We start from the raw sequence: 25449 nt of genomic DNA on the forward strand, positions 1-25449 counted from the left end.
TCCAAAGTAGGCGGCCGGAGCACCATGGGCAATTGTGGTCCGCGGTTTCTCGAAATTGGCCTGTGGGCGGTTGGACTTGACTTCCTCTGCCCCATCCGCTGATTCGGGCCATCTGAAAGAGACCGAGAATGTCAGACGCTCAATCCTCGCAAGCCATCCGCTCCGCGCTCGGGCAGCGGTCGGTCGTGCTCGTCGGTCTCATGGGCTGCGGCAAGTCGGCTATTGGGCGCCGCCTGGCGGCGCGCCTGTCGCTCCCCTTCGTCGATGCCGACGAGGAGATCGAGAAGGCTGCCGGCAAAACCATCGAGGACATTTTCTCAGAGCACGGCGAGCCCTACTTCCGCGAGGGCGAGCGCAAAGTTCTGGCGCGGCTGCTCCGCTCGGGCCCCCAGGTGCTGGCGACAGGCGGCGGCGCCTTCATGAACGACGAGACCCGCGCCGGCGTCGCCGAGAACGGCGTATCGGTCTGGCTCAAGGCCGACCTGCCGCTGCTGGTGCGTCGTGTTGGCCGTCGCGGCAACCGCCCCCTGCTCAAGGCGGGCGAACCCGAAGTCGTGCTGCAAGAGCTGATGGCCAAGCGCTATCCTGTCTACGCCGAGGCCAACATCACTGTTGAAAGCCGCGACGTTCCACACGAGGTCATCGTCGGCGAAATTGTCGACCGGCTGGGCGAGACCCTGGTCGATTCTTCTGAGGTCGCTCGATGAACGCGCCCGCCGCTACCCTTGATGTCCGCACCGTTCGCGTCCCGCTCGGCGACCGAGCTTACGACGTTCTGATCGGTCCTGGCCTTCTTGGCCGCGCCGCGGCGCTCATTGGCGAACGCCTGGGCTCCGCCCGATGCGCCATCGTCACAGACGAGAACGTCGCGAGCTTCCACCTCGCAACGCTCGAGGCAGCGCTGAAAGCGGATGGCCGCCACGTCGGCTCGATCATCTTGCCGCCGGGCGAGAAAACGAAAAGCTTTCGCATCCTCGAGCCGCTCAGCGAGCGCCTTCTGGAGCTGGGCCTTGAGCGCGGCGATCTCGTCGTTGCGCTGGGCGGCGGCGTCATCGGAGATCTCGCCGGCTTCGCGGCGTCGATCCTGCGCCGCGGTGTTCGCTTCGTGCAGATCCCCACCTCGCTGCTGGCCCAGGTCGACAGCTCCGTCGGCGGCAAGACGGGCATCGACACGCCGCAGGGCAAGAACCTCATCGGCGCATTTCATCAGCCTGGCCTCGTGCTCGCTGATACCGACACTTTGCAGACGCTGCCCGAGCGCGAGCTGCGCGCCGGGTACGCCGAGGTCGCCAAGTATGGCCTTCTGGGCGACGCGCCGTTCTTCTCCTGGCTCGACCAGAACCACCGCGACGTGCTCGCTCTGAAGCCCGAGCCGCTCACGAGGGCAGTCGAAACCAGCGTGCGCGCCAAGGCCGGCGTCGTCAGCCGCGATGAGACCGAGCAGGGCGAGCGCGCGTTGCTCAACCTGGGTCATACGTTCGGCCACGCCTACGAAGCCTTTTGCGGCTACTCCGATCGCCTCCTACACGGAGAGGCGATCGCCATCGGCATGTGCCAGGCGTTCCGCTTCTCCGAGGCGCTGGGCGTTTGCTCGGAAGCGGACGCACCGACGCGCGTCGCCGCCCACTTTGCCGCAGTCGGCCTGCCGACGCGCATCGCCGACATCCCCGGCGACAAGCCCGACATTGAAACGCTGATGAAGCTCATGGCCCAGGACAAAAAGGTCCGCCAAGGCAAGCTGACCTTCATCCTCGCGCACCGGATCGGCGAGGCATTCGTCGCCCGTGACATATCGGGCGATGACACGAGGGCCTTCCTTGCCTCCGAATACGGGGCATAGCGCCGCTAACGATCCCTCGCGCCGGCTGTGCTAAGAGTGCGGTATCGCTGACGCCAAGGGTGCGTCAGCAACTGCAACGGAGGCGCAGACCTAGGTTCGATGTCAGTCGACACCATTCTCATCCTCGTGGCGGTCCCCGTCCTGATCGTGCTTTCCGCGATCTTCTCGGGTTCCGAAACCGCGCTCACCGCCGCGTCGCGGGCGCGCATGCACACGCTCGAGCTTGAAGGCAACGCGCGCGCCAAAAAGGTGAACGAGCTTCTTGCCGCGCCGGGACGCATCATCGGCACGGTTCTGCTTGGCAACAATCTGGTCAACATCCTCGCTTCTGCACTCACGACCAGCCTGCTCATACGCCTGCTCGGCGATGTCGGTGTCGTCTATGCGACCGTTGTTATCACTGTGCTCGTCGTTGTCTTCGCGGAGGTGCTGCCCAAGACCTATGCCCTCGCGTATCCTGATCGGCTATCGCTCGCCGTCGCGCCACTGATGCAGTGGCTCATCGTCGTGCTGCGTCCGCTGACCATGGGCGTTGAATTCATCGTGCGCCTCATTCTCAAGCTGACGCCCTCGCACGCCGACGACGAGGCAAACATTCTTGCTGCGCACGAGGAAATCCGCGGCACCATCGAGCTTCAGAAAAAAGAAGGCAGCGTGGCGCGTCACGATGCAGACATGCTCGGTGGTGTGCTCGATCTTCGCGACCTGCAAGTCTCGGATATCATGGTGCATCGAACCAAGATGGACACCATCGATGCCGACGAGCCGCCACAGAAAGTCATCGATGAGCTGTTGCGCAGCCAGTATACGCGCGTGCCGATCTGGAAGGACGAGCCCGAGAACATCGTCGGCGTCCTGCACGCAAAGGACTTGTTCGCGGCGCTAGGCCGCTCCAGCTGGGACGTGGCCAAGCTTGACATCATGAGCTTCGCCGTCGAGCCCTGGTTCGTTCCCGACACGACGCCTCTCAAGGATCAGCTCAACGCGTTTTTGAAGCGCAAAGCGCAGATGGCGCTCGTCGTAGACGAGTATGGCGAAGTGCAGGGCCTCATCACGCTCGAAGATATTCTCGAAGAGATTGTCGGGCAGATTGCCGACGAGCACGATACGCACGAAGCCGCGATCCGCGTGCAGGCGGACGGCACGGTGAACGTCGACGGCACCGTGGCCGTTCGAGACCTCAATCGGCAAATGGGATGGGACTTGCCGGATGAGGAGGCAACGACGATTGCCGGCCTTGTCATCCACGAGGCACAGAACATTCCTGAGCCCGGCCAGGTGTTCACGTTCTACGGGCGGAGGTTCGAGATTCTGCGCAAGGCGCGCAATAAAATCACGGCTCTGCGCATAAGCTCGGCCGCAGTTCCATCTGCGCGCACCAGCAGCACGCGTGAGCATGGATCGCCGCACGGCAAGGCTCCAGGCCATTCAGATTAGGTTCAGGTGCGGACCGCAAATCTGCGAGCGGGTCACACGAAATGATCCGAGCACCGTTGCCGACCGCATCACAGAGTGTGGAGGCAGCGGCAGCAGAAAAAGGAGCTACTATGAAGAAACTTCTCCCCCTCGCCGCCGTCGCAGGTGCGCTCGTGTTTGCCGCTGTCGGTAGCGCACAGGCTGCCCCCGTCTCCGGCAACGTTCTTGGCAAGATGACGACCGTCAGCCAGGACAACAGTGTCGTCGAGAAGGCCCACTATCGCCATCATCGCAAGTGGTACAAGAAGCGCTACTACAAGAAGCACCGCCATCACCACCATCGTCGTTGGCACCGCTGGCACTAAGCGCCTCGGTCTACGCACGATTGAGTGCTTTCATCTCGCCTTCGCAACAGCGGAGGCGAGATTTTTTGTGGTCACTTCAATTTCAGCAGGGCAGGCGAAGCTTGCCCTGCTCAGGCGCCAAGGGCGCCCGGCGCGAGCGCCGGCCATCGGCTGGCGCGACGTTTCCCGCACGCAAAGCTTCGTGCAGCTCGTGTCACTTACTCCCCAGGAGCCAGCGCCTTGATTGCCAGCGCATGGACACCATCTCTGAGCTCGTCCTGCAGCAGATGATTGACGATCCGGTGCCGCTCGACGCGCGACTTGCCCGAGAAGTCACTCGACACGATGAGCAGGCTGAAATGGCTCTCGCCCGTCCCAGGCGATCCGCCGTGGCCGGCGTGCAGGTGCGACTCATTGACCACGTCGAGACGCGTCGGGTTGAGCGAGGTCATCAGCTTTTCGCGCATGCGTGATTGCAGACTCATTCGGGTTGCCTCGTCGAGCTGTCAGAAAAAAAATAGTCCGTTGCCCTCATGGTCGATCTGCTTGTGCGGGACCACGGCGCAGATCATACTTCGTCTACAATGAAGCTGAACTCAAAATACTTCGACAGCATCCGCGTCGCATCCAAGCGTGAGCGCTCCGAGGCTCAGGTTGCGGCTGAGGAAAAGCGGAACCCGCGCTGCCAATGGAAGGGCTGCACCGCGCCCGGCAATCACCGCGCGCCTCGTGGCCGCGGGCAGGATGGCCAATACTATCATTTTTGTATGGACCACGTGCGCCAGTACAATGCCTCGTACAACTACTTCGACGGCATGAAGGACAGCGAGGTCGAGGACTTTCAGAAGGACGCCTCGACGGGCCACCGGCCGACTTGGAAGGTGGGCTCCAACCCGACGGGCACCGACCCGGCCATGGCGAGGGCCTCGACCGCGGCCAAATTCGCCTTCCGCACGCTTGATCCGCATGGCTTTTTTGCCAAGCGCGCCCGTGAGCGCGAGCAGTCGGGCGAGAACCAGCGCCAGCTCAAGCCGCTCGAGAAGAAGCACCTTCAGACGCTAAATCTTCCGGCCCAGGCCTCGCGTGAGGACATTAAGGCGCGATTCAAGGAGTTGGTGAAGGTTTACCATCCCGATGCTAATGGCGGGGATGCACGCTCGGGTGAGAAGTTGCGTGAGATCATCCAAGCCTATAACTTTCTGAAGCAAGCGGGTCTCGCCTGAAATCCGGTACTGCTGCCGCACCGATTTCGCTGCCCGCACCACTCCGAGGACACTGCTAGATGCGAGTGCAGACCCAGTCGGGTGCCGAAGGCAAGCCGGCCAACCTTCCTGACATGAAGCTGTCGGTGCGCCAGGTTTTCGGCATCGACTCCGACCTCGAAGTCCCGGCCTACTCCAAGCCCGACGAGCACGTCCCGGACCTCGACCCGGACTACCTCTTCAACCGCGAGGTCACCCTCGCCATCCTCGCCGGCTTCAAGCACAACCGCCGCGTGATGGTTCAGGGCTATCACGGCACCGGCAAATCCACCCACATCGAGCAGGTGGCCGCGCGCCTCAACTGGCCGTGCATCCGCGTCAACCTCGACAGCCACGTCAGCCGCATTGATCTCGTCGGCAAGGACGCGATCGTGCTGAAAGACGGCAAGCAGGTGACGGAGTTCCGCGAGGGTATTCTGCCGTACGCCCTGCAGAGCAACACCGCGCTCGTCTTCGACGAGTATGACGCCGGTCGCCCCGACGTCATGTTCGTCATCCAGCGCGTACTCGAGGTATCCGGCAAGCTGACGCTTCTCGACCAGTCGAAGGTGATCCGCCCTCACCCCGCATTCCGTCTCTTCGCGACCACGAATACCATCGGCCTCGGCGACACGTCGGGCCTCTATCACGGCACGCAGCAGATCAATCAGGGCCAGATGGACCGCTGGTCGATCGTCGCGACGCTGAATTATCTGCCGCACGACGACGAGGTGCGAATCATCCTGTCCAAGGTGAAGTCGTTCAACAAGACCGAGGCCAAGCGCAAGCAGGTGGCGAACATGGTTCGCGTGGCCGACTTGACGCGCAACGCCTTCGTCAATGGCGACCTCTCGACTGTGATGAGCCCTCGCACCGTCATCATGTGGGCCGAGAACGCCGAAGTCTTCAACGACATCGGCTTCGCTTTCCGCGTCACCTTCCTCAACAAGTGCGACGAGCTCGAGCGTCCACTGGTCGCCGAGTTCTATCAGCGCTCGTTCGGCGAGGAGCTGCCCGAGAGCGCAGCCAACGTCGCACTGAGCTAAGCTCATGAGTAATGCGCCCAAGCGCAAGGAAGCACCGACCGAACCGCTGAAGCGGGCCATCGGGCTTTGCTTGCGCGCGGTCGCTGGCGAAGGCGACATCGACGTCGGCTTCGCGCCCGGTGCGCCCGAATTCACCTCAACGCGCGTGCAGCTTCCCGAGCCTTCACGGGTGCCCTCGAAGCGCGAGATCGCAGTCATCCGCGGCTGGGCAGATAGCTTCGCGCTGACCGCAGGCTGCCACGACGTAAAAATTCATAACAAGCTGGTGCCGCACAGTGGCTCGGCGCGGCTTGTGTTCGAAGCCGCCGAACGTGCCCGCGTCGAAGCGCTGGGCGCGAACCGCATGCCAGGCATGGCGCAAAATCTCACCGCGCGCCTCGAAGACCAGTATTCGCACGGGCGCTACAAGGAAGCGCGGACTCCGGCCGACGCTCCACTGGAGGATGCCGTCGCCCTCCTCATCCGCGAGCGCCTCACCGGCCTGCCGCCGCCCGAGACGGCCCAGGCACTCGTCGACGTATGGCGTCCCGCTATTGAGCAGCGCGGAGCAAACCTGCTCAAACGCATCGACACCCTTGCCGAGGATCAGGAGGCGTTCGGCCGTCTCGTTCGCGACCTGCTGCGCGCGCTCGACTTGGCCGAAGAGGGCGTCGAGGCGGAGCGCGACGAGAGCGAGCAAGAGGAAAAGGACGAGAAGGACGGCAACGAGGGCGAAACGCAGTCCGAGGAGCTCGGCGATGAGTCGAGCGACCAGCAGCGCGAGGAGGGCGACGCCGAGGGCGAGCTTTCCGAGACGCAAGAGATGTCGGAATCGGCGAGCGACGAAGACCTCGATCAGATGCTCGATGATTTCGAGCAGTTCGAGACGCCCGAGCCATGGCGCCCAAATACCTCGGTGCTCGATAACCCGGAGGCCTTTGGCTACAAGGTCTATACGCGCCAGTTCGACGAGGAGATCGCGGCTGATGAGCTATCCGCGCCCGAGGAGCTTGAGCGCCTTCGCGCCTACCTCGACCGCGAGCTGCGCTCTTTATCGAGCGCTGTCGCTCGCCTCGCCAATCGCTTGCAGCGCCGTTTGCTCGCCCAACAGAACCGCGCCTGGGACTTCGACCTTGAGGAAGGCATGCTCGATGCAGCGCGCCTGACGCGAGTTATCATCGATCCCATGCACGCGCTCTCCTTCAAGCACGAGCGCGACACCGAATTCCGCGACACCGTCGTCACGCTGCTGCTCGACAACTCCGGTTCCATGCGTGGCCGCCCGATCATGGTCGCCGCCTGCTGCGCCGACATCCTCGCCCGCACGCTGGAGCGTTGCGGCGTCAAGGTGGAGATCCTCGGCTTCACGACGCGCGCCTGGAAGGGCGGGCAGGCACGCGAGCAGTGGCTCGCGGCAGGCAAGCCTCAGGGCCCTGGCCGCCTCAACGATCTGCGCCACATCATCTACAAGACCGCTGACGCACCGTGGCGACGCGCCAAGCGCTCGCTGGCGCTGATGATGCGCGAAGGTCTTCTGAAGGAGAACATCGACGGCGAGGCGCTGGCCTGGGCACATCGCCGCCTGTTGGCGCGCCCCGAGCAGCGCCGCATCCTGATGATGATTTCCGACGGCGCCCCGGTCGATGACTCCACCCTGTCGGTCAACTCGGGCAGCTATCTGGAACAGCATCTGCGCCAGGTCATCGACGAGATCGAGACGCGCTCCCCTGTTGAGCTGATTGCCATCGGCATCGGCCACGACGTCACGCGCTATTACCGCCGCGCCGTCACCATAACCGATCCCAGCGAACTCGCCGGCGCCATGACCGACAAGCTCGTCGAGCTGTTCGAGGAAAAAGGTCGCGACGATCGTCAGCGCCGCCTGCCGGCCCGGAGACATGTAAATTGAGTTTGCGTGAGCGTTTGCGGACGTTGTCGACTTCTCACGGCGGCCGGCGGTTGCGCCTGCCTGCTGTCATCGCGGTCATCGGTGCCGTTGGCGCTGTCGGTGCCGGCGTCGCGTTCGGCGCCAAGCCCTCGATGGTCGACCTCGTCACTGGCCCCATCATCGTCAATGCCAAGCCGCTCGCGGGGTTCGATCGCGTCACGCGCGACAAAACCAAATTTGGCAAGCTCACCTGGCGCGGCGGCCTCGTGCTGACATCGCCCTCGGAGTATTTCGGCGGATGGTCCGGGCTCGTGCTCGATCCCGACGGCAAGGGTTTTTTCTCCATCTCCGACGCCGGCGCCTGGATGGACGGCAAGCTCGCTTATGACACCAAGGGCTCACCCTCGGGCATGACCGATGTGCGCATGGGCGCGATCCAGTCAAAGGCTGGCGATCCGCTTTCGCGCAAGCGGGACAGCGACGCCGAAGGCCTGACCCTCGCCGAGGGCACGACGCAGAACGGCCGCGCTTTCATATCCTTCGAGCGCAAGCACCGCATCACCCGCTACGACATCAAGGACGGTGAACTCTCGGCCGCTCGCGGCAACGTTTCACTGCCCAAGTCCAGCCGCGACATGCCCGCTAACGGCGGATTTGAAGCCATCGCGGTTCTCCGCGGCGGCGCCAACGAAGGCAAGCTCGTCGCCTTCTCAGAGCACATGCGTGACGACGAAGGGCGCTACGTCGGCTGGATCTGGATGGGGAAGGAGCGTCCGCGCAAATTCTTCATGACCAACGACGGCGACTACGACATCACCGATGCGGCGGCTCTTCTTGATGGATCGCTGCTGGTCCTCGAACGCCGTTTCAGATTCAGCGAAGGCGTGAGCATGCGCCTGCGCCACATCAAGGCGGCCCAACTTCGCCCTGGCAAGGTGATCGATGCGGACATTCTCGTCGCCGCCGACGGCGCCCGCGAGATCGACAACATGGAAGGTCTCGCCACCCACGTTGCGCCCAATGGCGACACCATCGTCACCATGATCTCGGACGACAACTACAATCATACTCTGCAGCGCACCCTGCTGCTGCAGTTCTCGATCAGCGCAGCCGATCTCGCCGGCACCCAAGGCGGCTCCAAAGCCGACGGTCACTAGCCGCCCCGGTTACCGAGGCTGGTGCCCCCATCAGGCGGGCCAAGCCCCACGCCACCCGCGCCACAAACGAAAAAAGCCGCCGAGAGGCGGCAAGGGCCCAAGGGGCCCCGCGCTAAGGCGCGGCTCTAAGGGCGCGCGACCTTCGCCGCACACCAAGCTTCGCGCCACTTGCGTCGCTAACTAAATCAAGCTGCCGGAGCGGCCGCCTTGGCGACCTTCTGGATCTCGCGCTTCAGCTTCAGCACGCGATCGGACAGGTCGTCATTGCCAGCCTTGAGCAGGAACGCGTCAAGACCACCGCGCTTCTCGACCGACTTCAGCGCATGCGCCGAAACGCGCAGGCGGAACTTGCGGCCGAGCGAGTCGCTGATCAGCGTCACTTCGCACAGGTTGGGGCGGAACTTCCGCTTCGTCTTATTCTCGGCGTGGCTCCTCAGCTGCCCGGAAAGGGGCAGTTTGCCGGTCAGCTCGCAGCGCCTGGTCATCGTAAAGCTCCTTCGCCACCGCTTCCGTCGCGGTGGACGTCGTGCACGGATTGCGGGAAACAAAATGTCCCCGCCAGAGGACTGGGGGGATTTGGCGCTGTCTATGCCCGAGGCCCCACATTTCGTCAAGGCGCTGCCGCGCCGGATTGCCCCCTTAACGGCGCCTGGGGCCACAGATTCGACGTAAAATCATACTCATCTGCCGCCAGCGAATGCACGTCCTATGGGGCATCAGGACTGATGATTTTTACCCTCCGGTCGGCGTCGAGAGCAATGAAAACGCTCCGTCCCGCCGCTTTGGTTTTTCTCGCAGCATCTGGCTTGGGCGCCGCACAGGCCGGCGAACGGTCTAACCTGCCCGTAAACGTCGATGCGACCTACAAGGTGAAGTTCACCGCTCTGGGCGATATCGGCCACTTCCGCTTCAACTCGAAGATTGAAGGCGAGGCCTACACCCTCCAGGCCGAGGCGAAGATCGACACGGCCGTCTTCGACTATCGCGGCAATATGACGAGCAAGGGCGCCATCACGGCGACCGGTATCACGGCTCAGCCGGCCGACTACACCTACAACTACAAGCAGAAGACCTTCCTCAAGAAAAAGAAGATCAAGGCGCTGAATATAGCCTTCACCGGCCCGTCGGTTGGCAAGGTAACCCCCTACGATCCGCCCTCACCCAAGGCCGTCCCGGTGACGCCCGAGCAGCTGACGCACGTGCTGGACCCCCTCAGCGGCGTCATGGCTCTGTCGCTGAGCGACCTCAAGAGCCCATGTGACCGCAAGCTGCCGATCTACGACGGCAAGCAGCGCTTTGACGTTGTTTTCACCCCAGCCCGCCGCGCCGGCGCCGACCACGTCTGCAACGTCCGCCTGGTCCCTATTTCGGGCCACAAGCCGGACGGAGGCTCGCTCTCGGTCGTCAATGGCAAGATCGAACTCGTCATGCGCCCGGTGCCGAAGGCCAATATCGTGATCCCCTATAGCATCACCGTTCCCACCATTGTCGGCACTGCCACCTTGATGTCGGAGAAGGTCGACATCACCATGCCAGACCAGCAGCGCATCGCCCTTCGCAAATGACGCCCGCCCTAGGCGGCGGAACGGTTCTGATCGCCAGTCCGGCGAAATAGAGCTAAAATAGCGGCGCTTCGCGTGCGCCAACGGTAATCATGCCCTTGATCTCGGCGAATGTCTCTGCGATGCCATCGCCAGAGAAATGAGGATGCCAGATGGCCAGCGACCTCGAGGCACGTATCCGCCATGTGACGGCGGTGCTGGGGCCGACGAACACGGGCAAAACCCACCTCGCGATTGAGCGCATGCTTGGCCACGAGAGTGGCATGATCGGCTTGCCGCTGCGCCTGCTTGCGCGCGAGGTCTATGACAAGATCGCCTCGCGCATTGGCGCCGACAAGGTCGCGCTCATCACTGGCGAGGAGAAGATCAAGCCGGAGCGTGCCCGCTATTGGGTGTGCACCGTCGAGGCGATGCCGCGCGATGTCGACGTCGACTTCCTTGCCATCGACGAAATCCAGCTCGCGGCCGACCCCGAGCGCGGCCACGTCTTCACCGACCGCCTGCTGCACGCGCGCGGCCGGTCTGAGACGCTGCTGCTCGGCGCCCAGACGATGCGGGAGGCGATCGCCGACTTGATCCCCGGCGCCAACTTCATCTCACGCCCGCGCCTGTCGAAACTCACCTACTCCGGCCAGAAGAAGATCACGCGCCTGCCACAGCGCACCGCCGTCGTCGCCTTCTCCGCTTCTGAAGTCTACTCCATCGCCGAGCTCATCCGCCGTCAGCGCGGCGGAGCGGCCGTCGTTCTCGGCGCGCTTTCGCCACGCACGCGCAATGCGCAGGTCGCGCTCTACCAGTCGGGCGATGTCGACTTCCTTGTCGCCACCGACGCCATCGGCATGGGCCTCAACCTCGACGTCGATCACGTCGCCTTCTCTGCAACCCGCAAGTTCGACGGCCAGAACCATCGCAGCCTGACCCCGTCCGAGCTGTCGCAGATCGCCGGTCGTGCTGGCCGCCACATGAACGACGGCACCTTCGGCGTCACCGGTTCAGCCGATCCCTTCGACGCCGACACCATCGAGCGCCTCGAGACACATAACTTCGAAAGCGTCCGCGTGCTGCAGTGGCGCAACCGCGAACTCGATTTCCGTACGCTCGAAGGCCTCAGGCATTCTCTGCGCGAAACGCCGAACCTGCAGCGCCTCACCCGCGCGCGCGCAGCGGACGATGTCATCGCCCTGGAGACGCTCAGCGCCGACCGCGAGATCGCGAGCAAAGTTCTCGCCCCCGCCGCAGTCGTCAAGCTGTGGGAAGTGTGCCAGATACCTGACTACCGCAAGATCTCCGGTCAGAGCCACGCCGAGTTCGTCGCGACAATCTTTAACTATCTGATGAGCGCCGACGAGCACATCCCTGAGGATTGGTTTGCCAAGCAAGTCTCGCTCGCCGATCGCATTGACGGCGACATCGACACGCTCGCAAACCGGATCGCTCACATCCGCACGTGGACGTTCGTTTCCAATCGAAGCTCGTGGCTCAAAGACCCCGAGCACTGGCAAGGCAGGACGCGCGAAATCGAGGATCGGCTGTCAGATGCGCTGCACGAGCAATTGACGCAGCGCTTCGTCGATCGTCGGACAAGCGCCCTGATGAAGGGCATGCGAGACAAAGACGAACTGACCGCCGAGATCGCCGCTGACGGCGCCATAAATGTCGAGACGCATTTCGTCGGTCGGCTGAAGGGCTTCCGTTTCCAGCTCGACCCGGGCACCGCCGAAGGCGTCAACGCCAAGGCGATGCGCACTGCCGCCGCCCAAGTGGTCGCGCGCGAGATGGCCATGCGCGTGCGTCGCGTGGCAGCCGCCCAGCCCGATGCTCTGAGCGTCAATCGCCGCGGCCAAATCATCTGGCGCGAGGAGGAGATCGGACAGCTCGAAGCGAGCGACGATCCGCTGAAGCCCACCGTCACGCTACTTGCCGACGAGTACCTCTCCGGCCCCGACCGGGAAAAGGTGCAGGCCCGTCTCGAAACGTGGGTTCAGCAGGCGATTGCAGACAAGCTCAAGCCGCTCGTCGAGATCAGCAATGCCGAGGATGTCACCGGCCTCGCGCGTGGCATCGCCTTCCGTCTGCGCGAGAACCTTGGCGTTCTGCGCCGCGAGAGCGTGGCCGAGGAGGTCAAGACACTCGATCAGAATGCGCGCGCTCAACTGCGTAAGTACGGCGTTCGCTTCGGCGCCTTCAATATTTACTTCCCGATCCTTTTGAAGCCGGCTGCCGCCGAGTTGATCCTGACGCTCTGGTCTCTCAAGAACGCCGCCGCGCATGGTCTCTCGGTCGATGCTCTGCCGGAAGCGCCGCGTGCAGGTCTCACCTCGTTCGCGCCCGACCCAGCTTGCCCCGAGCCATTCTATCGCGCTTACGGCTATCACGTGTGCGGCCCTCGCGCCGTTCGCCTCGACATGCTCGAGCGTCTTGCCGACGTCATTCGTCCGCTGCTCGCATGGCGCGGAGCCGAAGGCGCGATGCCGCCCAAGGGTGCGACCGGCGATGGCGGTTTCACTGTCATCCCCGAGATGATGTCGCTGCTTGGGTGTTCGCCAGACGAGCTGGGCGGCGTCTTGAAGGCGCTTGGCTTCCGTCTCGATCGCCGCCCGATCAAGTCGACGCCCGCGCGCGCAGCCGAAACAAAGCCGCAGGACGATGCTGTTGCCGTGGCAGCACCCGCTGCAGAAGCAGCGCCAGCGGAAGCAATCGCGGCCGAGGTCGTCGCAACGGACGTTGCCGCCCCGGAGGTCGTTGGCGAGGCTGCACAGCCTGAACCAGTAGTCGTGGACACACCGGCCGGCGAAGCCGCCGCCGCGCCCGCAGAGACGCCGGCTGTGGAAGCCGAAGCCGAGGTCAAATACGAGGACATCTGGCGTCCGCGCCGCCACCATCGCGAGCGCGGCGAGCGCCACCATGGGCGGCGCGATCATCGCAATCGCCAAGCGGGCAAGGACCAGTCCGGCCAGCCCGCAGCTGCCGCCACTGCCGTTTCGTCCGACCAGGCTCAGGCGAGCGCACAGCCCGCAGCGGAGAGCACTAACGGCCATTCCGCGCCTTCCGAGAAGCCGCAGCGTCGCGATGATCGTCGCCCGCACCATGGCAAGGGGCGTCGCGAGGATCGCGAGCGCGGTCGCGGTGGCGAGCGCGAGGCTGGTCAGCAGCGCCGTGGTGGTCCCGGTGACCGTGGGCGCCGTGGAGACCGTGGCGATGATCGTCGCAAAACCGAGGTGCACACGGCTTCCCCGCCGCGTCGCGGCGGCGTCGATCCCGATTCACCGTTCGCGGCGCTGGGCGCTCTGCGCGAGGAGCTTGCCAAGCGCAGCAAGGAATCGGGCGCTTGAGCGACGACGCGTCAGGCGATGCAGCCCCCAAAGGGTCGCAACGGCTCGACAAGTGGCTTTGGTTCGCACGCTTCGTGAAGACGAGAACATTGGCGTCAGATCTCGTCAGCGCCGGCAAAGTTCGTCTCAACCGCGTAAAGGTCGACAAGCCTGCGCAGATCGTAAAGACAGGAGACGTGCTCACGATCTCGCTCAATCGGCGCATTCAGCTCGTGCGCGTGCTGGGAATCGCCGAGCGTCGGGGCCCTTCTGCCGCGGCGCGCGAGCTCTATGAGCAATTGACAGCCGAAGGCGATGCCATCAAACCTCATGCGCCTTCGCCTGTCACAGCCGCTGAGCCTACTATTGAGAGAGTTCTGGCTGATCGGCCGGCAGGGAGCGGGCGGCCAACCAAGAAAGAGCGTCGCGCGATCGATCGGCTGAGCGGCAGGGCGCGTTGATCGGGGTCATGGCGGCGGGCCCGCTAAAGACCACCTTCGGCGTCGGCGCCAACGGGAAGTGATCCGGATCTGAATAATGACCTACGTCGTCAACGAGAAATGCATTAAGTGCAAATACACCGACTGCGTCGAGGTCTGTCCGGTCGACTGCTTCTATGAAGGCGAGAATATGCTCGTCATTCATCCTGACGAGTGCATCGACTGTGGCGTCTGCGAGCCCGAGTGCCCGGCTGATGCCATCAAGCCCGATACCGAGCCGGACCAGGAAAAGTGGCTGGAGCTGAACCGGAAGTTCTCCGAGACGTGGCCGAATATCACTTCCAAGAAGGACGCCATGCCGGAGGCGGATGCCTTCAAGGACGCCCCGGACAAGTTTGAGAAGTTCTTCTCGCCCGAACCGGGTTCAGGAGACTGAGATTCAGCTCATCCGGGGTTGCGTCAAAATGCGCAACCTTTTCGGACTGTTCCAAGATTGCCTAGCATTCGGACTAGGGCAGTAAGCCTGCCCATACCCTCCCGCACGCCCGCCCTTCATTTTCAATGAACTTTATGTTACGCTCCTCCTAGATGACGCGATTAGCCCGGTACAGAGTCGGAACAGGAGCGAACAAAGAGCAGCCGCTTTGCCGCAGAGGCAATGATCGGACCTGTTCTCGGTCCGGGTACACAGCGGTTTTCACCATTCAGAGCATAATCAACGGACCGGCAACCGCTCCCCACGGCGTCACCGATCCACCATATACGCTTAGTGCGCTGGTTTGCGGGCCGGCGTCCTGAGTTCGACGTGCATCGCCGCGAGTACGGCTCATACATCCGACGAGAAAGTGAGACGACCCCTATGGCTGACAAGAAAAAGGCGACCGCCGCGCGCTCGGCGAAGTCTTCGGCTGCTGCTGGCAAGAAGCCGGCGCGCGCCGTTCCTTCTGCGAAAAAGCCGGGTCACTCGGAGGCCAAGCTGGTCGCGAAAAAGCCGGCTGCTAAGACGGCTGCACCCGTGAAGGGAAAGAAGCCTGTCGCAAAGACAGCAGGAACTGCTCCGACCGTCAAGCACGCCGTCGTCAAGCCCGCGCTGCACAAGCCTGTCGCCAAGCCGCCGTTGGCGAAGCCGGCCGCCGCGCCGGTTCGCGCTGTCGCTGCCGCCAAGCCCGCTGGCCAGAAGATCACCGCTCCGGTGCCGCCGCAGCAGCAGATGACGCCTAAGGCGGTTGCCGAGAAGGCTGCTGCCGCCCGCCAGCTGATGAACGCACAGAAGAAGCCGGTGAGCCAGCGCCACGGATTCAAGGCGACCGAATTCATCGTCTATCCCGCACACGGCGTCGGCCGCATCGTCGCGATCGAGGAGCAGGAGATCGCCGGCATGGCGCTCGAGCTCTTTGTGATCAACTTCGAGAAAGAGAAGCTGACGCTGCGCGTGCCGACCGGCAAGCTTGAGAGCGTCGGCATGCGCAAGCTGTCCGAGGAGCCCGTCGTCAAGAAGGCGATGGAGATTTTGAAGGGCCGCGCCCGCGTGAAGCGCACCATGTGGAGCCGCCGCGCTCAGGAATACGTCGCCAAGATCAACTCCGGTGATCTCGTGTCGATCGCTGAAGTCGTTCGCGACCTTTACCGCTCCGAGGCACAGCCCGAGCAGTCCTACTCCGAGCGTCAGCTCTATGAGGACGCGCTCGACCGCATGGCGCGTGAGATTGCTGCCGTCGAGAAACTCGATGAGCGTGGCGCCGTGCAGCGTATCACCGACGTCCTGTCGAAGAGCGCACGTGGCCGTCGTCTCGCCGCCGAAGCCGAAGAGGCCGGTGGCGACAACGCCGAAACCCGCGCCGCCTAAGGCGCACGGTGCTCTGCGCGTCATGCGCGCAGAACCGGTTTCAAAGATCGAGAGCGCCTGGTGCCGTCGTCGGCGCCGGGCGCTTTTGCTTTTCTGTCTCGTCTGTTTCTCGCCGCCCGCTGCTCGTCATCGCTTCCGATGGCGGCATCGTGCGTCCGGGCAATGTCTCATCCGCAGGCACTAGCTGGCTCGGATCCTCGATATCGATGTAAGGGCCGTTGCGATATTGAATCCACCCGCGCACCTCCACGCGCCGCCCCTCCAGCGCCGCGATGGTCTTTGCCCACTCCGGATGGTCACGCAGCACTTTCTGCTCGATGCCCGCGGTGAAATCGCGCCTCCAGTCCGCACCGAAGTTCACGTATGTCCGCGCCTTGGTTGCGGTCACCTTCGCAACCTTCCCGGTAACGATCTCGTACGAGTTCCGCCGTCGCATGAGATCGCCAACCGCGCGCGCCGAGCGCACGCCATAGGCAGCGTTCCCCCAGATGCCGCTTCCCGCTTCGCGCGCAGCGCGCTCGTGTGCCATCAATTCGCGCATGCAGGCATAGCTGCCCGGCAGCCCATAGGCGCGCGCGTTCCCCGCTAAGAGCATCTCGCCCTGCACCCATACGCGCTCGCCATCCCTGTCGAAGAACAGGTGCGCCAGCCGACGGCCATAGCGATCTTGCGCGCGCCCGGACGTCGCCAGCGACACCGACTTGCCCTGCACCATTGCTCGCAGTGCCGCAATCGCCGCGTCTTCCGGCGGCCATGCCTCCGCACTGGGTGATAGGTCGGGCGAGCGCGGCGCCAGAGCTCCGATGAGGCGCACCTCCCGGTGGTCGTCGAGCAGCACCGTCTCGCTGTCGATGACGCGAACGACGGTGTGCCGCGCTCCGCCATCGAGCGTGCACGCAGCTTCTTCGTTCGTTGATGTCGGCTGCGCCGCCTCAGCGACCGCGGCGGCAAGCACGGTAAGCATGGCCGCAGCGATCCCCCGCGCGCCCAGTGCTACGCGATGCATGTCGATCTCCAGACCGCATCATAGCCCAGCCCCCGCGCGGAAATCTTCTCAGAAGAGCGATGGGAACGCCGCTGCATGATGCCAGCCGTCAGGGCCGCCAACGGATGCACCGGCGGCATGGTCGTGATGGCCGCCCATTAGCAGCGCCACCGCCTCGCTTGGCGTCTCGACCAAGTCCACCGCCAGCATCTCGAGCGCACTGCGCGACAACGGCGCATCGTGGTCGAATACCACGCGCTCTATGCCGGCACTTTCGCCGGTGAAGAACCCGCTCACGAGCACCGAGCCGCCCGGTAGCGATAGCAGCAGATCGCGGCCATCGACGCGGAACACAGCTAGGTCCTCAACGCCGATGCCCCCTGTCAGCAGCAGTTCGTCAAAGCCTGCATCGCCCGCCAGATCGATGATCACATCGTCGCCGTCGCCAGGGAGGTACACATAGCCATCGCTACCGGGCCCTCCGATCAAGGTATCGTTGCCGCCGCCGCCGTAGAGCGTGTCATCGCCGCCCTGGGCGTCGATCATCTCGCCAAGCGCGGTGCCGATCAGACGGTCATCGCTATCGCTGCCGCCAAAAGCATCGCCGACCACCGCGCGATCATCAGCAAGCAAAGTCGCGGTGCGCTTATCGGGCTGCGTTTCGCTGTCGCTCGATCTCTGGACGCGGTCGTCTTCGAGCAAGTCGATCTCCTTGCCTAACCGGATGTGGTCGCTCTTCGCATTCCACTGGATCCGCTCGATCGAGAACAGATGGTCTATGCCCGCATCATGTGCCGCAATGAAGTTGGGCGATTTGTGCGGAATCCAGTGTCGGTTGAAGGTGATCGTCACCTCTCCCGCTCCGGAATAATCGATCACGTCAGTGCCATCGGTCGCATAGCCGAGCTGCGGCTGCCCGCCGTGCACGATGTTGAAGCCGGGCGACCAGCGGAAAACATCATCGCCGCTCCCGCCGAAATACTTCTCCGTCTGCCTGTCTCCGCCGCCGATGAAGTGATCGTTGCCCTCTCCACCCAAGAGGGTTGTGAAGCCGTGCGCCACGTGCATCTCGTCGTCGCTTCCCGTCCCCAGCAACGTTGACGTCCCGGGCGACAGGCGCATGCCGTAGGGCAGGCTTTGCGTCGGATCGAGCCCCGAGTAGTGGAGCAGCGACGAGACGGCAGACGACGAATTGATCGTCGGCGTCGGCGACCCCGGCAGCCCGAGCGCGATGTATGGGTAGTCCTGGGCATCGATATCGCGCGCATAAGAAGCCATCGTCTCCCAGGCGCGCATCTCGTCGCCGTTGTAAGCAAGCACCCGGCTACCGCGCAGGTCCGGTGTGCCGATCTTGTCCGCCAGAGCAGCCCGCGACGCGAGGTTGGCGGTGGCAAGCGAGGTGCGCCCGTCGGAGCCCTCGATCACGAGATAGGTTCCCAGATCAGTCGGGTCGCGCACGCCCTCCATGACGAACCAGTCGTCTTGCGGCGAAGTGCCGTCGCCCTGCTCGAGAACGAGCTGCATGTGGTCGAAGCCCAGGTGCCCCAGCCCGAAAAGCTGCACCGGCATCCATTCGATGCGCACCCGCGGCATGCTGATTCCCCTCTTAAACCGAAAAGCAACCTAAGGTTGAAATTAATGCCGGTCCATATGCGTGAAGCGCGAGACTTCTCGGCTGAACCATGGTTAAAGTGCCGCCGGGACGCGGCCGCGCGATTCCTTCTTGCCACGTCGTTTCGGCCGCGCATCCAATCCTTCGAGCCCGGCCTTTGCCGGGCTTACTTTTTACGGCCCGGTTGCGCGCATCCTGCTAGAGAGTTAGCTCAACACGGCGTCAGGCCCCGTAGCTCAGCCGGATAGAGCACCAGATTCCTAATCTGGGGGTCACAGGTTCAAATCCTGTCGGGGTCACCAGCGCGCTTGATGTGGTGGTCGTTTTCCGTATGCCACCCCCGCGTCTTCTTCAGGCATCCCTGCTGCTGCCAATTCGTCTCCAGTGCGCCGCCGCAAGCCGCACGAAATCACTACGGCCGATCTCGACAGTGGGAGGTTGCCGGATGGCAACCGGGGAGTGAAAGCGGCGCGTTTCGGGAATTTGCAAATGTGCCGCAAGGGCGTCGTTCCCCTCCGGCGGGCCGGCTACGGCAATTTCAGTCGCAGAGCATCAGGAAGAGATTCCCTCGGCGTTACGCGCACTTGAAATGCGCAGACGCTCTTTTCCTGAGGGTGCCATTCCCGTGACAGCGCGGGAGACAAAGGCAATTGACGGTGCCGTCCAATCCGAACAGATCGGCAAACAATATCGTGTCTTAGCAAACTTCAGCGTTGCTACTCTGATGCGTGGGGGAAGACGGGACACGCACAGAACGAACCGACGGAGAATAACCCGACCACCCCCGCCTAGCGTTTGCGTTGCACCTTGCCGAAAGGCCGGGTGTCCTGGGGGGAGTTTTTGTAATGCGTTTTGTCCACGCCACAGTTGCGTTTGCCGCGGCGTTTTCTGCACTTTCAGTGTCGAATTCAATCGCACAGGAAGCACCGGCACCGGCACCCGCCGCCGACCAGTTGCCGCCTGTCGAAGTCATCCAGAAGAAGGCCGCTCCGGCGCCCTCCGCGCAGAAAAAAGCGGCGACGAAAAAGAAGCCCGCACCCGTCGCCACTGCGCCAGCACCGGTCGCGCCCGCCGTCACCACTGAGATCGCGCCTTCCGCCGGCTCCAACGAGGGACTGGTGCGAACCTCCCCGCTTGCCGGAAGCGAATTTCCGATAGACCAGATCCCGCGCGGCGTCTCGACGATGAACGCGAGCGACATCCGCCGCGATGGCTCGGTCATTCCCCAGGAGTTCCTGAACAGCCGCATACCCTCGGTCATGGTCGACGACCTCCAGGGCAACCAGTTTCAGACGGGCATCCAATATCGCGGCTTCGAGGCTTCGCCCGTCAACGGCCTGCCTCAGGGTCTGGCGATCTACCAGAACGGCGTCCGCATCAACGAAGCGTTCGGCGACACGGTCAACTGGGATTTCCTGCCCAGCAACGCCATCGAAGGCATCACCGTCATGGGCTCCAATCCGATATTCGGGTTGAACGCCATCGGCGGCGCCATGAGTATCCAGATGAAGGATGGCTTCAGCTATCAGGGCGCCGAGGTCGACACGCGCTTCGGCTCGTTCGGACGGCGTCAGGTGGGCGCACAGGCGGGGGCGCAGAGCGGCAACATTGCCATCTACGGCGCCTTCGAGGGCATCGAGGACGACGGCTTTCGCGATTTCTCCGATACGACGACGCGCCGTGGCTACGCCGATCTCGGCTTCAAAGGCACGGGATCTGAGTTCCACCTCAACTTCACCGGAGCGACGGGCGAGGTCGGTGTGACCGCCGCTGTTCCCGAGGAGTTGCTGGCATTCGGCGGGCGCGAGCGCACGTTCACCTCGCCGCAGATCACCGAAAACGACATGCAGATGTTTTCGGCCAACGGCGTCGTTGATTTGACCTCGACGTTGTCGCTCTCCGGTGTTGCCTATCACCGCCACTTCCGCCAGAGCCACATCGACGGCAACATCTCCGAGTTCGACGAGTGCGAATCTGCCGAGGCCCTCAGCTTCTCGGCGCTCTGCACCGAGGACGGCGCGCCGCTGTTCAAGGCTGGCAGCGGCGTTGGGCTCACGGAGGACGAGATCGAAGAACTCGAGGAAAAGGGCAGCGGCGCACTCGGCTCGATCGACAAGACCGGTCAGGACGCCAACAGCTATGGCTTGGCGCTTCAGGCGACCGAAAAGGCCAAACTGCTCGGCTTCCGTAACCAGTTCGTGGTGGGGTCCAGCTACGATCACGGCAACGTCAAATACCGTGCATCGAGCGAACTTGGCTACTTCCTTCCAAAATACGTCGTCGCCGGAAGCGGTGACACGTTGACGGGCAAGGCGGATCTGGCCGACTGCACCGGGCTCAGCGCGGAGGAATGCGATGACGCGAACGAGGAACTCAACGCATCCGTCGTCACGCCGCGGTCTCTAACGACGACCAACGATTACGTCGGCATCTACGCTGTCGATGCCATCGACCTCACCGACCGGCTGACGCTGACGCTCGGCGGCCGCTGGAATTACGCCCGCATCGAGATCGAGAACACGGGCGACACCTCACTCGACAAGCTCAATGGCGTCAACGAATTCTACCGCTTCAACCCATCGGCCGGTCTGACCTACAAGCTGCTTCCCGGATTGTCCGTCTATGGCGGCTACGCCGAAGCGAACCGCGCCCCGACCGCGTCCGAGATCGCATGCTCCGATCCTGAGAACCCGTGCATCATCGAAAGCGCGCTCGCTTCCGATCCGCCATTGAAGCAGGTCGTGTCGAAGACCTGGGAAGCGGGCCTTCGCGGTGAAATCTCGAACTGGAATAGGAGCGAGCACTTCGACTGGAGCTTCGGCCTGTTCCGCGCCACCAACGAGAACGACATCATCCAGATTGCCGACAGCCAGCAAGGCCGCGGCTACTTCGCCAACGCCGGCGAAACGCTCCGCCAGGGTATCGAGGCGAGCGCCGTCTACCGGACGCAGCGTTGGATGGCCTACGCGAGCTACTCGTTCGTCGATGCGACGTTCCAATCGCGGAACATCATCGTCTCAGAGAACAATCCGCAGGTCACCACCGAGTGCGATGCTGACTTCGGCATCCCCGCCGAGGGTGAGGATGGAGAGGAAGCGAAGTGCATCGAAATCCGTCCGGGCAATCGCATGCCAGGCGTTCCGAGGCATCGGTTCAAGGCTGGCGTCGACTTTCTCGTAACGCCGAAGTGGGTGGTGGGCGCCGATATGATGTCTGTCAGCGACCAGTTCTTTTATGGAGATGAAGGCAACAACGACGCACCGCTTCCCGGCTACACCCGCGTCAACGTGCACTCGTCGTACAACATCACCGACCACATCCAGGTTTATGGTCTGATCGAGAACCTGTTCGACAATCAGTACGGAATCTACGGCACCTACTTCAACACAGAGCTGGCCCAGGCAGCAGGTCCCGGCAAGAACGGCAGCGGTGGTCCAGACTCTTCGCTCAACGGCCTCGAGTACGACGAAGACAATGGCCGCACGATCACGCCAGCCATTCCATTTGCCGCCTACGGAGGTGTCCGAGTGAAGTTCTGACCACGACCCGACTGTTACGCGAGTACTCACCGCTCCTGTCACTCCCAGTGCAGGAGCGGATTTTTTTGCGGTGCTGGCCTCGGCGCGCCCATCAGCGAGGTTGGAGCGAGCTGGGTGCGTGGAAGGCGCTTACGTTTTCGCCTCGCGGGCGATGAGGCGGCGCTTGCGATCAACACCCCAGCGATAGCCGGAGAGTGCGCCGTTGCTGCGCACCACCCGATGGCAGGGGATTGCCACTGCGATCTTGTTCGCCGCACACGCCGCGGCGACAGCCCGCACCGCCTTCGGCATGCCGATGCGTTCGGCGATTTCGCTGTATGTTGCCGTCGTGCCCGCCGGAATGTCGCGCAGCGCCCGCCACACCTGATGCTGGAACGCTGTGCCGCGGATGTCGAGCGGCAGCTCGACATCGAGCCTTGGGGCTTCGATGAGGCCCACGACCTTCGCCACGATGTCCTCGAACGACGTGTCGCCGCCGACTAGCGCCGCCCGCGGAAACCGTCTCTGTAGATCAGCAATCAGCACATCGGGATCATCGCCGAGGAAAATAGCCGCGACGCCGTTTTCGCTCGCCGCCACCAGAACGGAGCCAAGTGAGCACTTACCCACCGCGAAGCGCAGCGTCGCCCCCTTGCCGCCCGAGCGAAACTCAGTCGGTGTCATGCCGAGATAGTCCTTCGACTTCGCATAGAGCCGCCCAGCCGAGTTGAAGCCGGACGCATGGATCGCCTCCGTCACCGAGCACCCACTCGCCAGGTTCTCGTGCAATCGCCTCTGGCGCAATGCGGCGGCAAAGGCTTTTGGCGTCAGACCCACAATTGACTTGAACACGCGGTGAAAGTGATGCGGGCTGAGACCAACAGCACCCGCCAGCATGTCGAGCTTCGGCGGTTCCTCAGCCTCGTTGATGATCCGGCACGCCAGCGCGATTTTCTCCGCTTGCTGCTCGCGCAGCGAAGGCTCGTTCGGCTTGCACCGCTTGCACGGACGAAACCTCGCCGCTTCCGCATCGGCGCACGAAGCATGAAAGGCGACGTTCTCGCGCTTGGCCAGCCGCGCCGGGCAAGAAGGCCGGCAATAGACCCCCGTGGTCGCCACCGAGTAGAAGAAGGTTCCGTCGAAGCTGTGATCACGCTGCCGCACGGCGTCCCAATAGTCGGGTACCGCCCGCTGCCGCCGCGTCGTGCCGGTCTTGTTGCGTAGCTTCTGCATGCTTCTTGATAGCCCAGTTCACCGCGAAGGAGGAGCCGGACGCGATCTAAGCAGGCCTGAAGCGCCGCTGCGCCTCGTTTCTTGCTTTCAAATTCCCGCTGCGCCCCCGCGAACCTATCGGGCCGCAGACACAAGCCCCGGCGGCGCATTCATCCAGTGATAGCCGAGCGATCCTAGCTCGTATCCGGTCTTGTACAGTGCTCGCATATACCCCAAATCGAATGGCTCTTTGCTCGTCAATGCGAACGACCCGGGAATCGTCGCGAGATTGAATGCGATGTCGTCCCGCGCCGTCATGCTGTAGATGCGGTAGAGGTCGCCGATGCCCTGGTTCTTGATCAGGGTTGAAATGGAGCGCCCGGCGGTGATGTAGGCCTTATCTTCGACAGGCTGCCACTCGGGCGTGATCTTGCCGTTACGCAAGATGAACAAGTTGCGCCGCACGTGTCGGCCCATCACGCGGTCGATATCGCGAAACGCCAGCGTAGTGGGTACTAGAAACACTTGCTGGGTTACGCCGCCGTCGACGTGCATCTCGTCATAGTCACGCCCATTGGCGCGGACTTGGATGCGAACTGGGGGAAACACGCCAGGCACCGAAGCTGACGCCAGCAGCACGTTGCGGAACAACGCCAAGGCCTCCGGCGTCCGGTACATCGCGATGCGCCCCATGTCCCAAAGCACCGGCCGCTGCGCGTCCAGATTGGTCGTGCCGATCAGCAGCATTCGACCCTTCATGCGTTCCTGCGCAATCTCGCGCATAAACTTCGCATCGACATATTTGGCAATGAGCCGCGCCAGCGGAGCGCTGTCCGCAAGGGCAGGGCCGCCAAAAATGCCCGACAGCACGTCGGCTGTGAGAATGTCGTCGCGTCCATACTCCGTGAAGATGGCCTTCAGCTCGCGATCTTTGCGTGGGCCCAAAAACGCGAACGGAGCAATGAGAGCGCCGGCGCTGACGCCGGTGACAATGTCGAACTCCGGTCTCGTTCCCGCTTTTGTCCATCCGGTCAGCAAGCCCGACCCGAACGCGCCGTCCTCGGCGCCGCCAGAGATGGCGAGGAAGTTTGCGACAGGCTGCTCCAGAGAACGCTCGATTGCCGCAGTGCTGCGCCGGCTCAGCTCCGCCTCGACCATCGCGTGGATCTGTTCTGGGGGTGCATCGCCCCACAGCCGCACGTCGTCCATACCGCGCAGCTCGGCTTCGTCGACAAGTGATTCAGGTAATGCATGGCGAGGCAACGCGGCGGCGCAGCCTGCAAGGATGAGCGCCGTGGCGAGGACCAGCATCAGCCGAATGCGCTTCATTGCGCACGACGCTTCCCGCCTATCCTCCACCATCACCGCTCCCCCCCAACGCAATACCACTACGGCTACACAAGCATCCTATTGCGACGAGGAATCTGGCGGCGGCAGTAGGCCATTCATGATCAGGTCGACCGAGGCCTCGAGATATCGATCGATATCGAGCGGACGGCGATCAGCGAATAGCAAGGTCCAGATGTGGATTGTGAGGGCAGGCGCCATGAGCAGCTCGGGATAGTCGGCAGCCGGGCTTGCGCGGAACCCCCCGCTTTTCACGACGCGTTGCACCTTCTGCTTCAGCTTGTCGATGACGGGCGCGAAGAAGCTCTGGAAGTGTTGATCCACCAGCTTCGGAAACCGCACCGCTTCCGAGATCAGCAGTCGCAGAATTTCAAGCGAACGCCGATCGTCGAGACAAGTGCGAAACAGGAAGGTCAGATCCGCGCGTACTGACTCCGGCGTCGGTTCAGCCGTGTCTTCGATGAACGGCAGCGCCCGGTCGAAAAGCTCCTGTCCGCGCTGAACCGCGAGCGCCTCGAACACTTGCTCCTTGTTCTGGAAATAGACGTAGATCGTCCCCTTGGTCACGCCCGCGCGCGCGGCCACGTCCTCCAGCCGAGTGGCTGCATAACCGTGCAGCGCGAACTCTTCGAACGCAGCCTCAAGGATCTCGCTCGGTCGTTCTGCCTTGCGGCGTGCCCTGACTGCCCCAGTCATATTTGTCCT

Annotated in this window: 21 protein-coding genes and 1 tRNA gene; 15 read left to right on the top strand and 7 right to left on the bottom strand. The window is 63.2% G+C overall.

Annotation, left to right across the window (positions count from 1 at the left end):
- The first annotated feature begins 128 nt into the window (after positions 1-128).
- From ACP15D_RS12910 to ACP15D_RS12925, 4 genes are all read left to right on the top strand, one after another.
- On the top strand, positions 129-707 hold the full coding sequence (locus tag ACP15D_RS12910) for a shikimate kinase (protein ID WP_424957864.1): 579 nt from the start codon (positions 129-131) through the stop codon (positions 705-707).
- A complete protein-coding gene (gene aroB / locus ACP15D_RS12915; protein WP_424957865.1) occupies positions 704-1840 on the top strand; it encodes a 3-dehydroquinate synthase in 1137 nt (378 codons plus the stop codon). The genes ACP15D_RS12910 and aroB overlap by 4 nt, the downstream gene beginning before the upstream one ends.
- A gap of 99 nt (positions 1841-1939) precedes the next feature.
- Positions 1940-3277 (top strand): HlyC/CorC family transporter, encoded by a 1338-nt coding sequence (locus tag ACP15D_RS12920; protein WP_424957866.1) that lies wholly within the window; start codon positions 1940-1942, stop codon positions 3275-3277.
- A 110-nt stretch (positions 3278-3387) separates the two neighbouring features.
- On the top strand, positions 3388-3621 hold the full coding sequence (locus tag ACP15D_RS12925) for a hypothetical protein (RefSeq protein ID WP_072370475.1): 234 nt from the start codon (positions 3388-3390) through the stop codon (positions 3619-3621).
- Between the two features lie 197 nt (positions 3622-3818).
- Here ACP15D_RS12925 and ACP15D_RS12930 read toward each other — a convergent pair whose 3' ends face one another.
- Positions 3819-4085, bottom strand: a complete 267-nt coding sequence (locus ACP15D_RS12930) for a BolA family protein (RefSeq protein WP_424957867.1) — start codon at positions 4083-4085, stop codon at positions 3819-3821.
- Positions 4086-4184: 99 nt separating this feature from the next.
- On the opposite strand from ACP15D_RS12930, the gene ACP15D_RS12935 reads away from it, so the two are divergent.
- From ACP15D_RS12935 to ACP15D_RS12950, 4 genes are read left to right on the top strand one after another with little or no spacing between them, the layout of a single operon-like run.
- Positions 4185-4823: a J domain-containing protein gene (locus tag ACP15D_RS12935; protein ID WP_424957868.1), complete on the top strand. Its 639-nt coding sequence runs from the start codon at positions 4185-4187 to the stop codon at positions 4821-4823.
- A gap of 59 nt (positions 4824-4882) precedes the next feature.
- Positions 4883-5887, top strand: coding sequence for a cobaltochelatase subunit CobS (gene cobS, locus ACP15D_RS12940; RefSeq protein WP_424957869.1), 1005 nt, complete (start codon positions 4883-4885; stop codon positions 5885-5887).
- Positions 5888-5891: 4 nt separating this feature from the next.
- On the top strand, positions 5892-7775 hold the full coding sequence (cobT, locus tag ACP15D_RS12945; RefSeq protein WP_424957870.1) for a cobaltochelatase subunit CobT: 1884 nt from the start codon (positions 5892-5894) through the stop codon (positions 7773-7775).
- The gene (locus ACP15D_RS12950) at positions 7772-8911 is read left to right on the top strand and encodes an esterase-like activity of phytase family protein (protein ID WP_424957871.1); all 1140 of its coding nucleotides are present in this window, start codon (positions 7772-7774) and stop codon (positions 8909-8911) included. The genes cobT and ACP15D_RS12950 overlap by 4 nt, the downstream gene beginning before the upstream one ends.
- Positions 8912-9096: 185 nt before the next feature.
- Here ACP15D_RS12950 and rpmB read toward each other — a convergent pair whose 3' ends face one another.
- Entirely contained in the window at positions 9097-9396 is a 300-nt protein-coding gene (gene rpmB / locus ACP15D_RS12955) for a 50S ribosomal protein L28 (protein WP_424957872.1), read from the bottom strand.
- Positions 9397-9669: 273 nt separating this feature from the next.
- Between rpmB and ACP15D_RS12960 the strand changes: the two genes are divergently transcribed.
- The 5 genes from ACP15D_RS12960 to ACP15D_RS12980 all read left to right on the top strand — a co-directional run bounded on the left by ACP15D_RS12960 (position 9670) and on the right by ACP15D_RS12980 (position 16070).
- Complete coding sequence (locus ACP15D_RS12960; protein ID WP_424957873.1) at positions 9670-10476, top strand: DUF3108 domain-containing protein; 807 nt, start codon at positions 9670-9672, stop codon at positions 10474-10476.
- 149 nt (positions 10477-10625) lie between these two features.
- Positions 10626-13805: a helicase-related protein gene (locus ACP15D_RS12965; RefSeq protein WP_424957874.1), complete on the top strand. Its 3180-nt coding sequence runs from the start codon at positions 10626-10628 to the stop codon at positions 13803-13805.
- A complete protein-coding gene (locus ACP15D_RS12970; protein ID WP_424957875.1) occupies positions 13802-14245 on the top strand; it encodes an RNA-binding S4 domain-containing protein in 444 nt (147 codons plus the stop codon). The genes ACP15D_RS12965 and ACP15D_RS12970 overlap by 4 nt, the downstream gene beginning before the upstream one ends.
- 76 nt (positions 14246-14321) lie before the next feature.
- Positions 14322-14660 carry a ferredoxin FdxA gene (gene fdxA, locus ACP15D_RS12975; RefSeq protein WP_424957876.1) on the top strand — a complete coding sequence of 113 codons (339 nt, stop codon included), beginning with the start codon at positions 14322-14324 and terminating at the stop codon, positions 14658-14660.
- 423 nt (positions 14661-15083) lie between these two features.
- The gene (locus tag ACP15D_RS12980; protein WP_424957877.1) at positions 15084-16070 is read left to right on the top strand and encodes a CarD family transcriptional regulator; all 987 of its coding nucleotides are present in this window, start codon (positions 15084-15086) and stop codon (positions 16068-16070) included.
- Between the two features lie 40 nt (positions 16071-16110).
- Here the strand turns inward: ACP15D_RS12980 and ACP15D_RS12985 are convergent, their stop codons facing one another.
- Positions 16111-17076 carry a thermonuclease family protein gene (locus tag ACP15D_RS12985; RefSeq protein ID WP_424957878.1) on the bottom strand — a complete coding sequence of 322 codons (966 nt, stop codon included), beginning with the start codon at positions 17074-17076 and terminating at the stop codon, positions 16111-16113.
- A gap of 48 nt (positions 17077-17124) precedes the next feature.
- Positions 17125-18648: a hypothetical protein gene (locus tag ACP15D_RS12990; protein WP_424957879.1), complete on the bottom strand. Its 1524-nt coding sequence runs from the start codon at positions 18646-18648 to the stop codon at positions 17125-17127.
- 244 nt (positions 18649-18892) lie between these two features.
- On the opposite strand from ACP15D_RS12990, the gene ACP15D_RS12995 reads away from it, so the two are divergent.
- Positions 18893-18969 (top strand) — tRNA-Arg (locus ACP15D_RS12995).
- A gap of 543 nt (positions 18970-19512) precedes the next feature.
- Positions 19513-22206 (top strand): TonB-dependent receptor, encoded by a 2694-nt coding sequence (locus tag ACP15D_RS13000; RefSeq protein WP_424957880.1) that lies wholly within the window; start codon positions 19513-19515, stop codon positions 22204-22206.
- A gap of 129 nt (positions 22207-22335) precedes the next feature.
- Here ACP15D_RS13000 and ada read toward each other — a convergent pair whose 3' ends face one another.
- From ada to ACP15D_RS13015, 3 genes are all read right to left on the bottom strand, one after another.
- Positions 22336-23418 carry a bifunctional DNA-binding transcriptional regulator/O6-methylguanine-DNA methyltransferase Ada gene (gene ada, locus ACP15D_RS13005; protein ID WP_424957881.1) on the bottom strand — a complete coding sequence of 361 codons (1083 nt, stop codon included), beginning with the start codon at positions 23416-23418 and terminating at the stop codon, positions 22336-22338.
- A gap of 114 nt (positions 23419-23532) precedes the next feature.
- A complete protein-coding gene (locus tag ACP15D_RS13010; RefSeq protein ID WP_424957882.1) occupies positions 23533-24726 on the bottom strand; it encodes a patatin-like phospholipase family protein in 1194 nt (397 codons plus the stop codon).
- A 78-nt stretch (positions 24727-24804) separates the two neighbouring features.
- Entirely contained in the window at positions 24805-25440 is a 636-nt protein-coding gene (locus ACP15D_RS13015; protein ID WP_424957883.1) for a TetR/AcrR family transcriptional regulator, read from the bottom strand.
- Positions 25441-25449: the final 9 nt, after the last annotated feature.

The sequence above is a fragment of the Hyphomicrobium sp. 1Nfss2.1 genome, assembly GCF_965243865.1.
In the GTDB taxonomy this organism is placed as follows: Bacteria; Pseudomonadota; Alphaproteobacteria; order Rhizobiales; family Hyphomicrobiaceae; genus Hyphomicrobium_A.

Excerpts from the sequence above, each read along its gene's own strand:
- ACP15D_RS12910 (WP_424957864.1), top strand. The coding sequence starts at position 129 with ATGTCAGACGCTCAATCCTCGCAAGCCATCCGCTCCGCGCTCGGGCAG.
- aroB (WP_424957865.1), top strand. The coding sequence starts at position 704 with ATGAACGCGCCCGCCGCTACCCTTGATGTCCGCACCGTTCGCGTCCCG.
- ACP15D_RS12920 (WP_424957866.1), top strand. The coding sequence starts at position 1,940 with ATGTCAGTCGACACCATTCTCATCCTCGTGGCGGTCCCCGTCCTGATC.
- ACP15D_RS12925 (WP_072370475.1), top strand. The coding sequence starts at position 3,388 with ATGAAGAAACTTCTCCCCCTCGCCGCCGTCGCAGGTGCGCTCGTGTTT.
- ACP15D_RS12930 (WP_424957867.1), bottom strand. The coding sequence starts at position 4,085 with ATGAGTCTGCAATCACGCATGCGCGAAAAGCTGATGACCTCGCTCAAC.
- ACP15D_RS12935 (WP_424957868.1), top strand. The coding sequence starts at position 4,185 with ATGAAGCTGAACTCAAAATACTTCGACAGCATCCGCGTCGCATCCAAG.
- cobS (WP_424957869.1), top strand. The coding sequence starts at position 4,883 with ATGCGAGTGCAGACCCAGTCGGGTGCCGAAGGCAAGCCGGCCAACCTT.
- cobT (WP_424957870.1), top strand. The coding sequence starts at position 5,892 with ATGAGTAATGCGCCCAAGCGCAAGGAAGCACCGACCGAACCGCTGAAG.
- rpmB (WP_424957872.1), bottom strand. The coding sequence starts at position 9,396 with ATGACCAGGCGCTGCGAGCTGACCGGCAAACTGCCCCTTTCCGGGCAG.
- ACP15D_RS12960 (WP_424957873.1), top strand. The coding sequence starts at position 9,670 with ATGAAAACGCTCCGTCCCGCCGCTTTGGTTTTTCTCGCAGCATCTGGC.
- ACP15D_RS12965 (WP_424957874.1), top strand. The coding sequence starts at position 10,626 with ATGGCCAGCGACCTCGAGGCACGTATCCGCCATGTGACGGCGGTGCTG.
- fdxA (WP_424957876.1), top strand. The coding sequence starts at position 14,322 with ATGACCTACGTCGTCAACGAGAAATGCATTAAGTGCAAATACACCGAC.
- ACP15D_RS12980 (WP_424957877.1), top strand. The coding sequence starts at position 15,084 with ATGGCTGACAAGAAAAAGGCGACCGCCGCGCGCTCGGCGAAGTCTTCG.
- ACP15D_RS12985 (WP_424957878.1), bottom strand. The coding sequence starts at position 17,076 with ATGCATCGCGTAGCACTGGGCGCGCGGGGGATCGCTGCGGCCATGCTT.
- ACP15D_RS12990 (WP_424957879.1), bottom strand. The coding sequence starts at position 18,648 with ATGCCGCGGGTGCGCATCGAATGGATGCCGGTGCAGCTTTTCGGGCTG.
- ACP15D_RS13000 (WP_424957880.1), top strand. The coding sequence starts at position 19,513 with ATGCGTTTTGTCCACGCCACAGTTGCGTTTGCCGCGGCGTTTTCTGCA.
- ada (WP_424957881.1), bottom strand. The coding sequence starts at position 23,418 with ATGCAGAAGCTACGCAACAAGACCGGCACGACGCGGCGGCAGCGGGCG.
- ACP15D_RS13010 (WP_424957882.1), bottom strand. The coding sequence starts at position 24,726 with ATGAAGCGCATTCGGCTGATGCTGGTCCTCGCCACGGCGCTCATCCTT.
- ACP15D_RS13015 (WP_424957883.1), bottom strand. The coding sequence starts at position 25,440 with ATGACTGGGGCAGTCAGGGCACGCCGCAAGGCAGAACGACCGAGCGAG.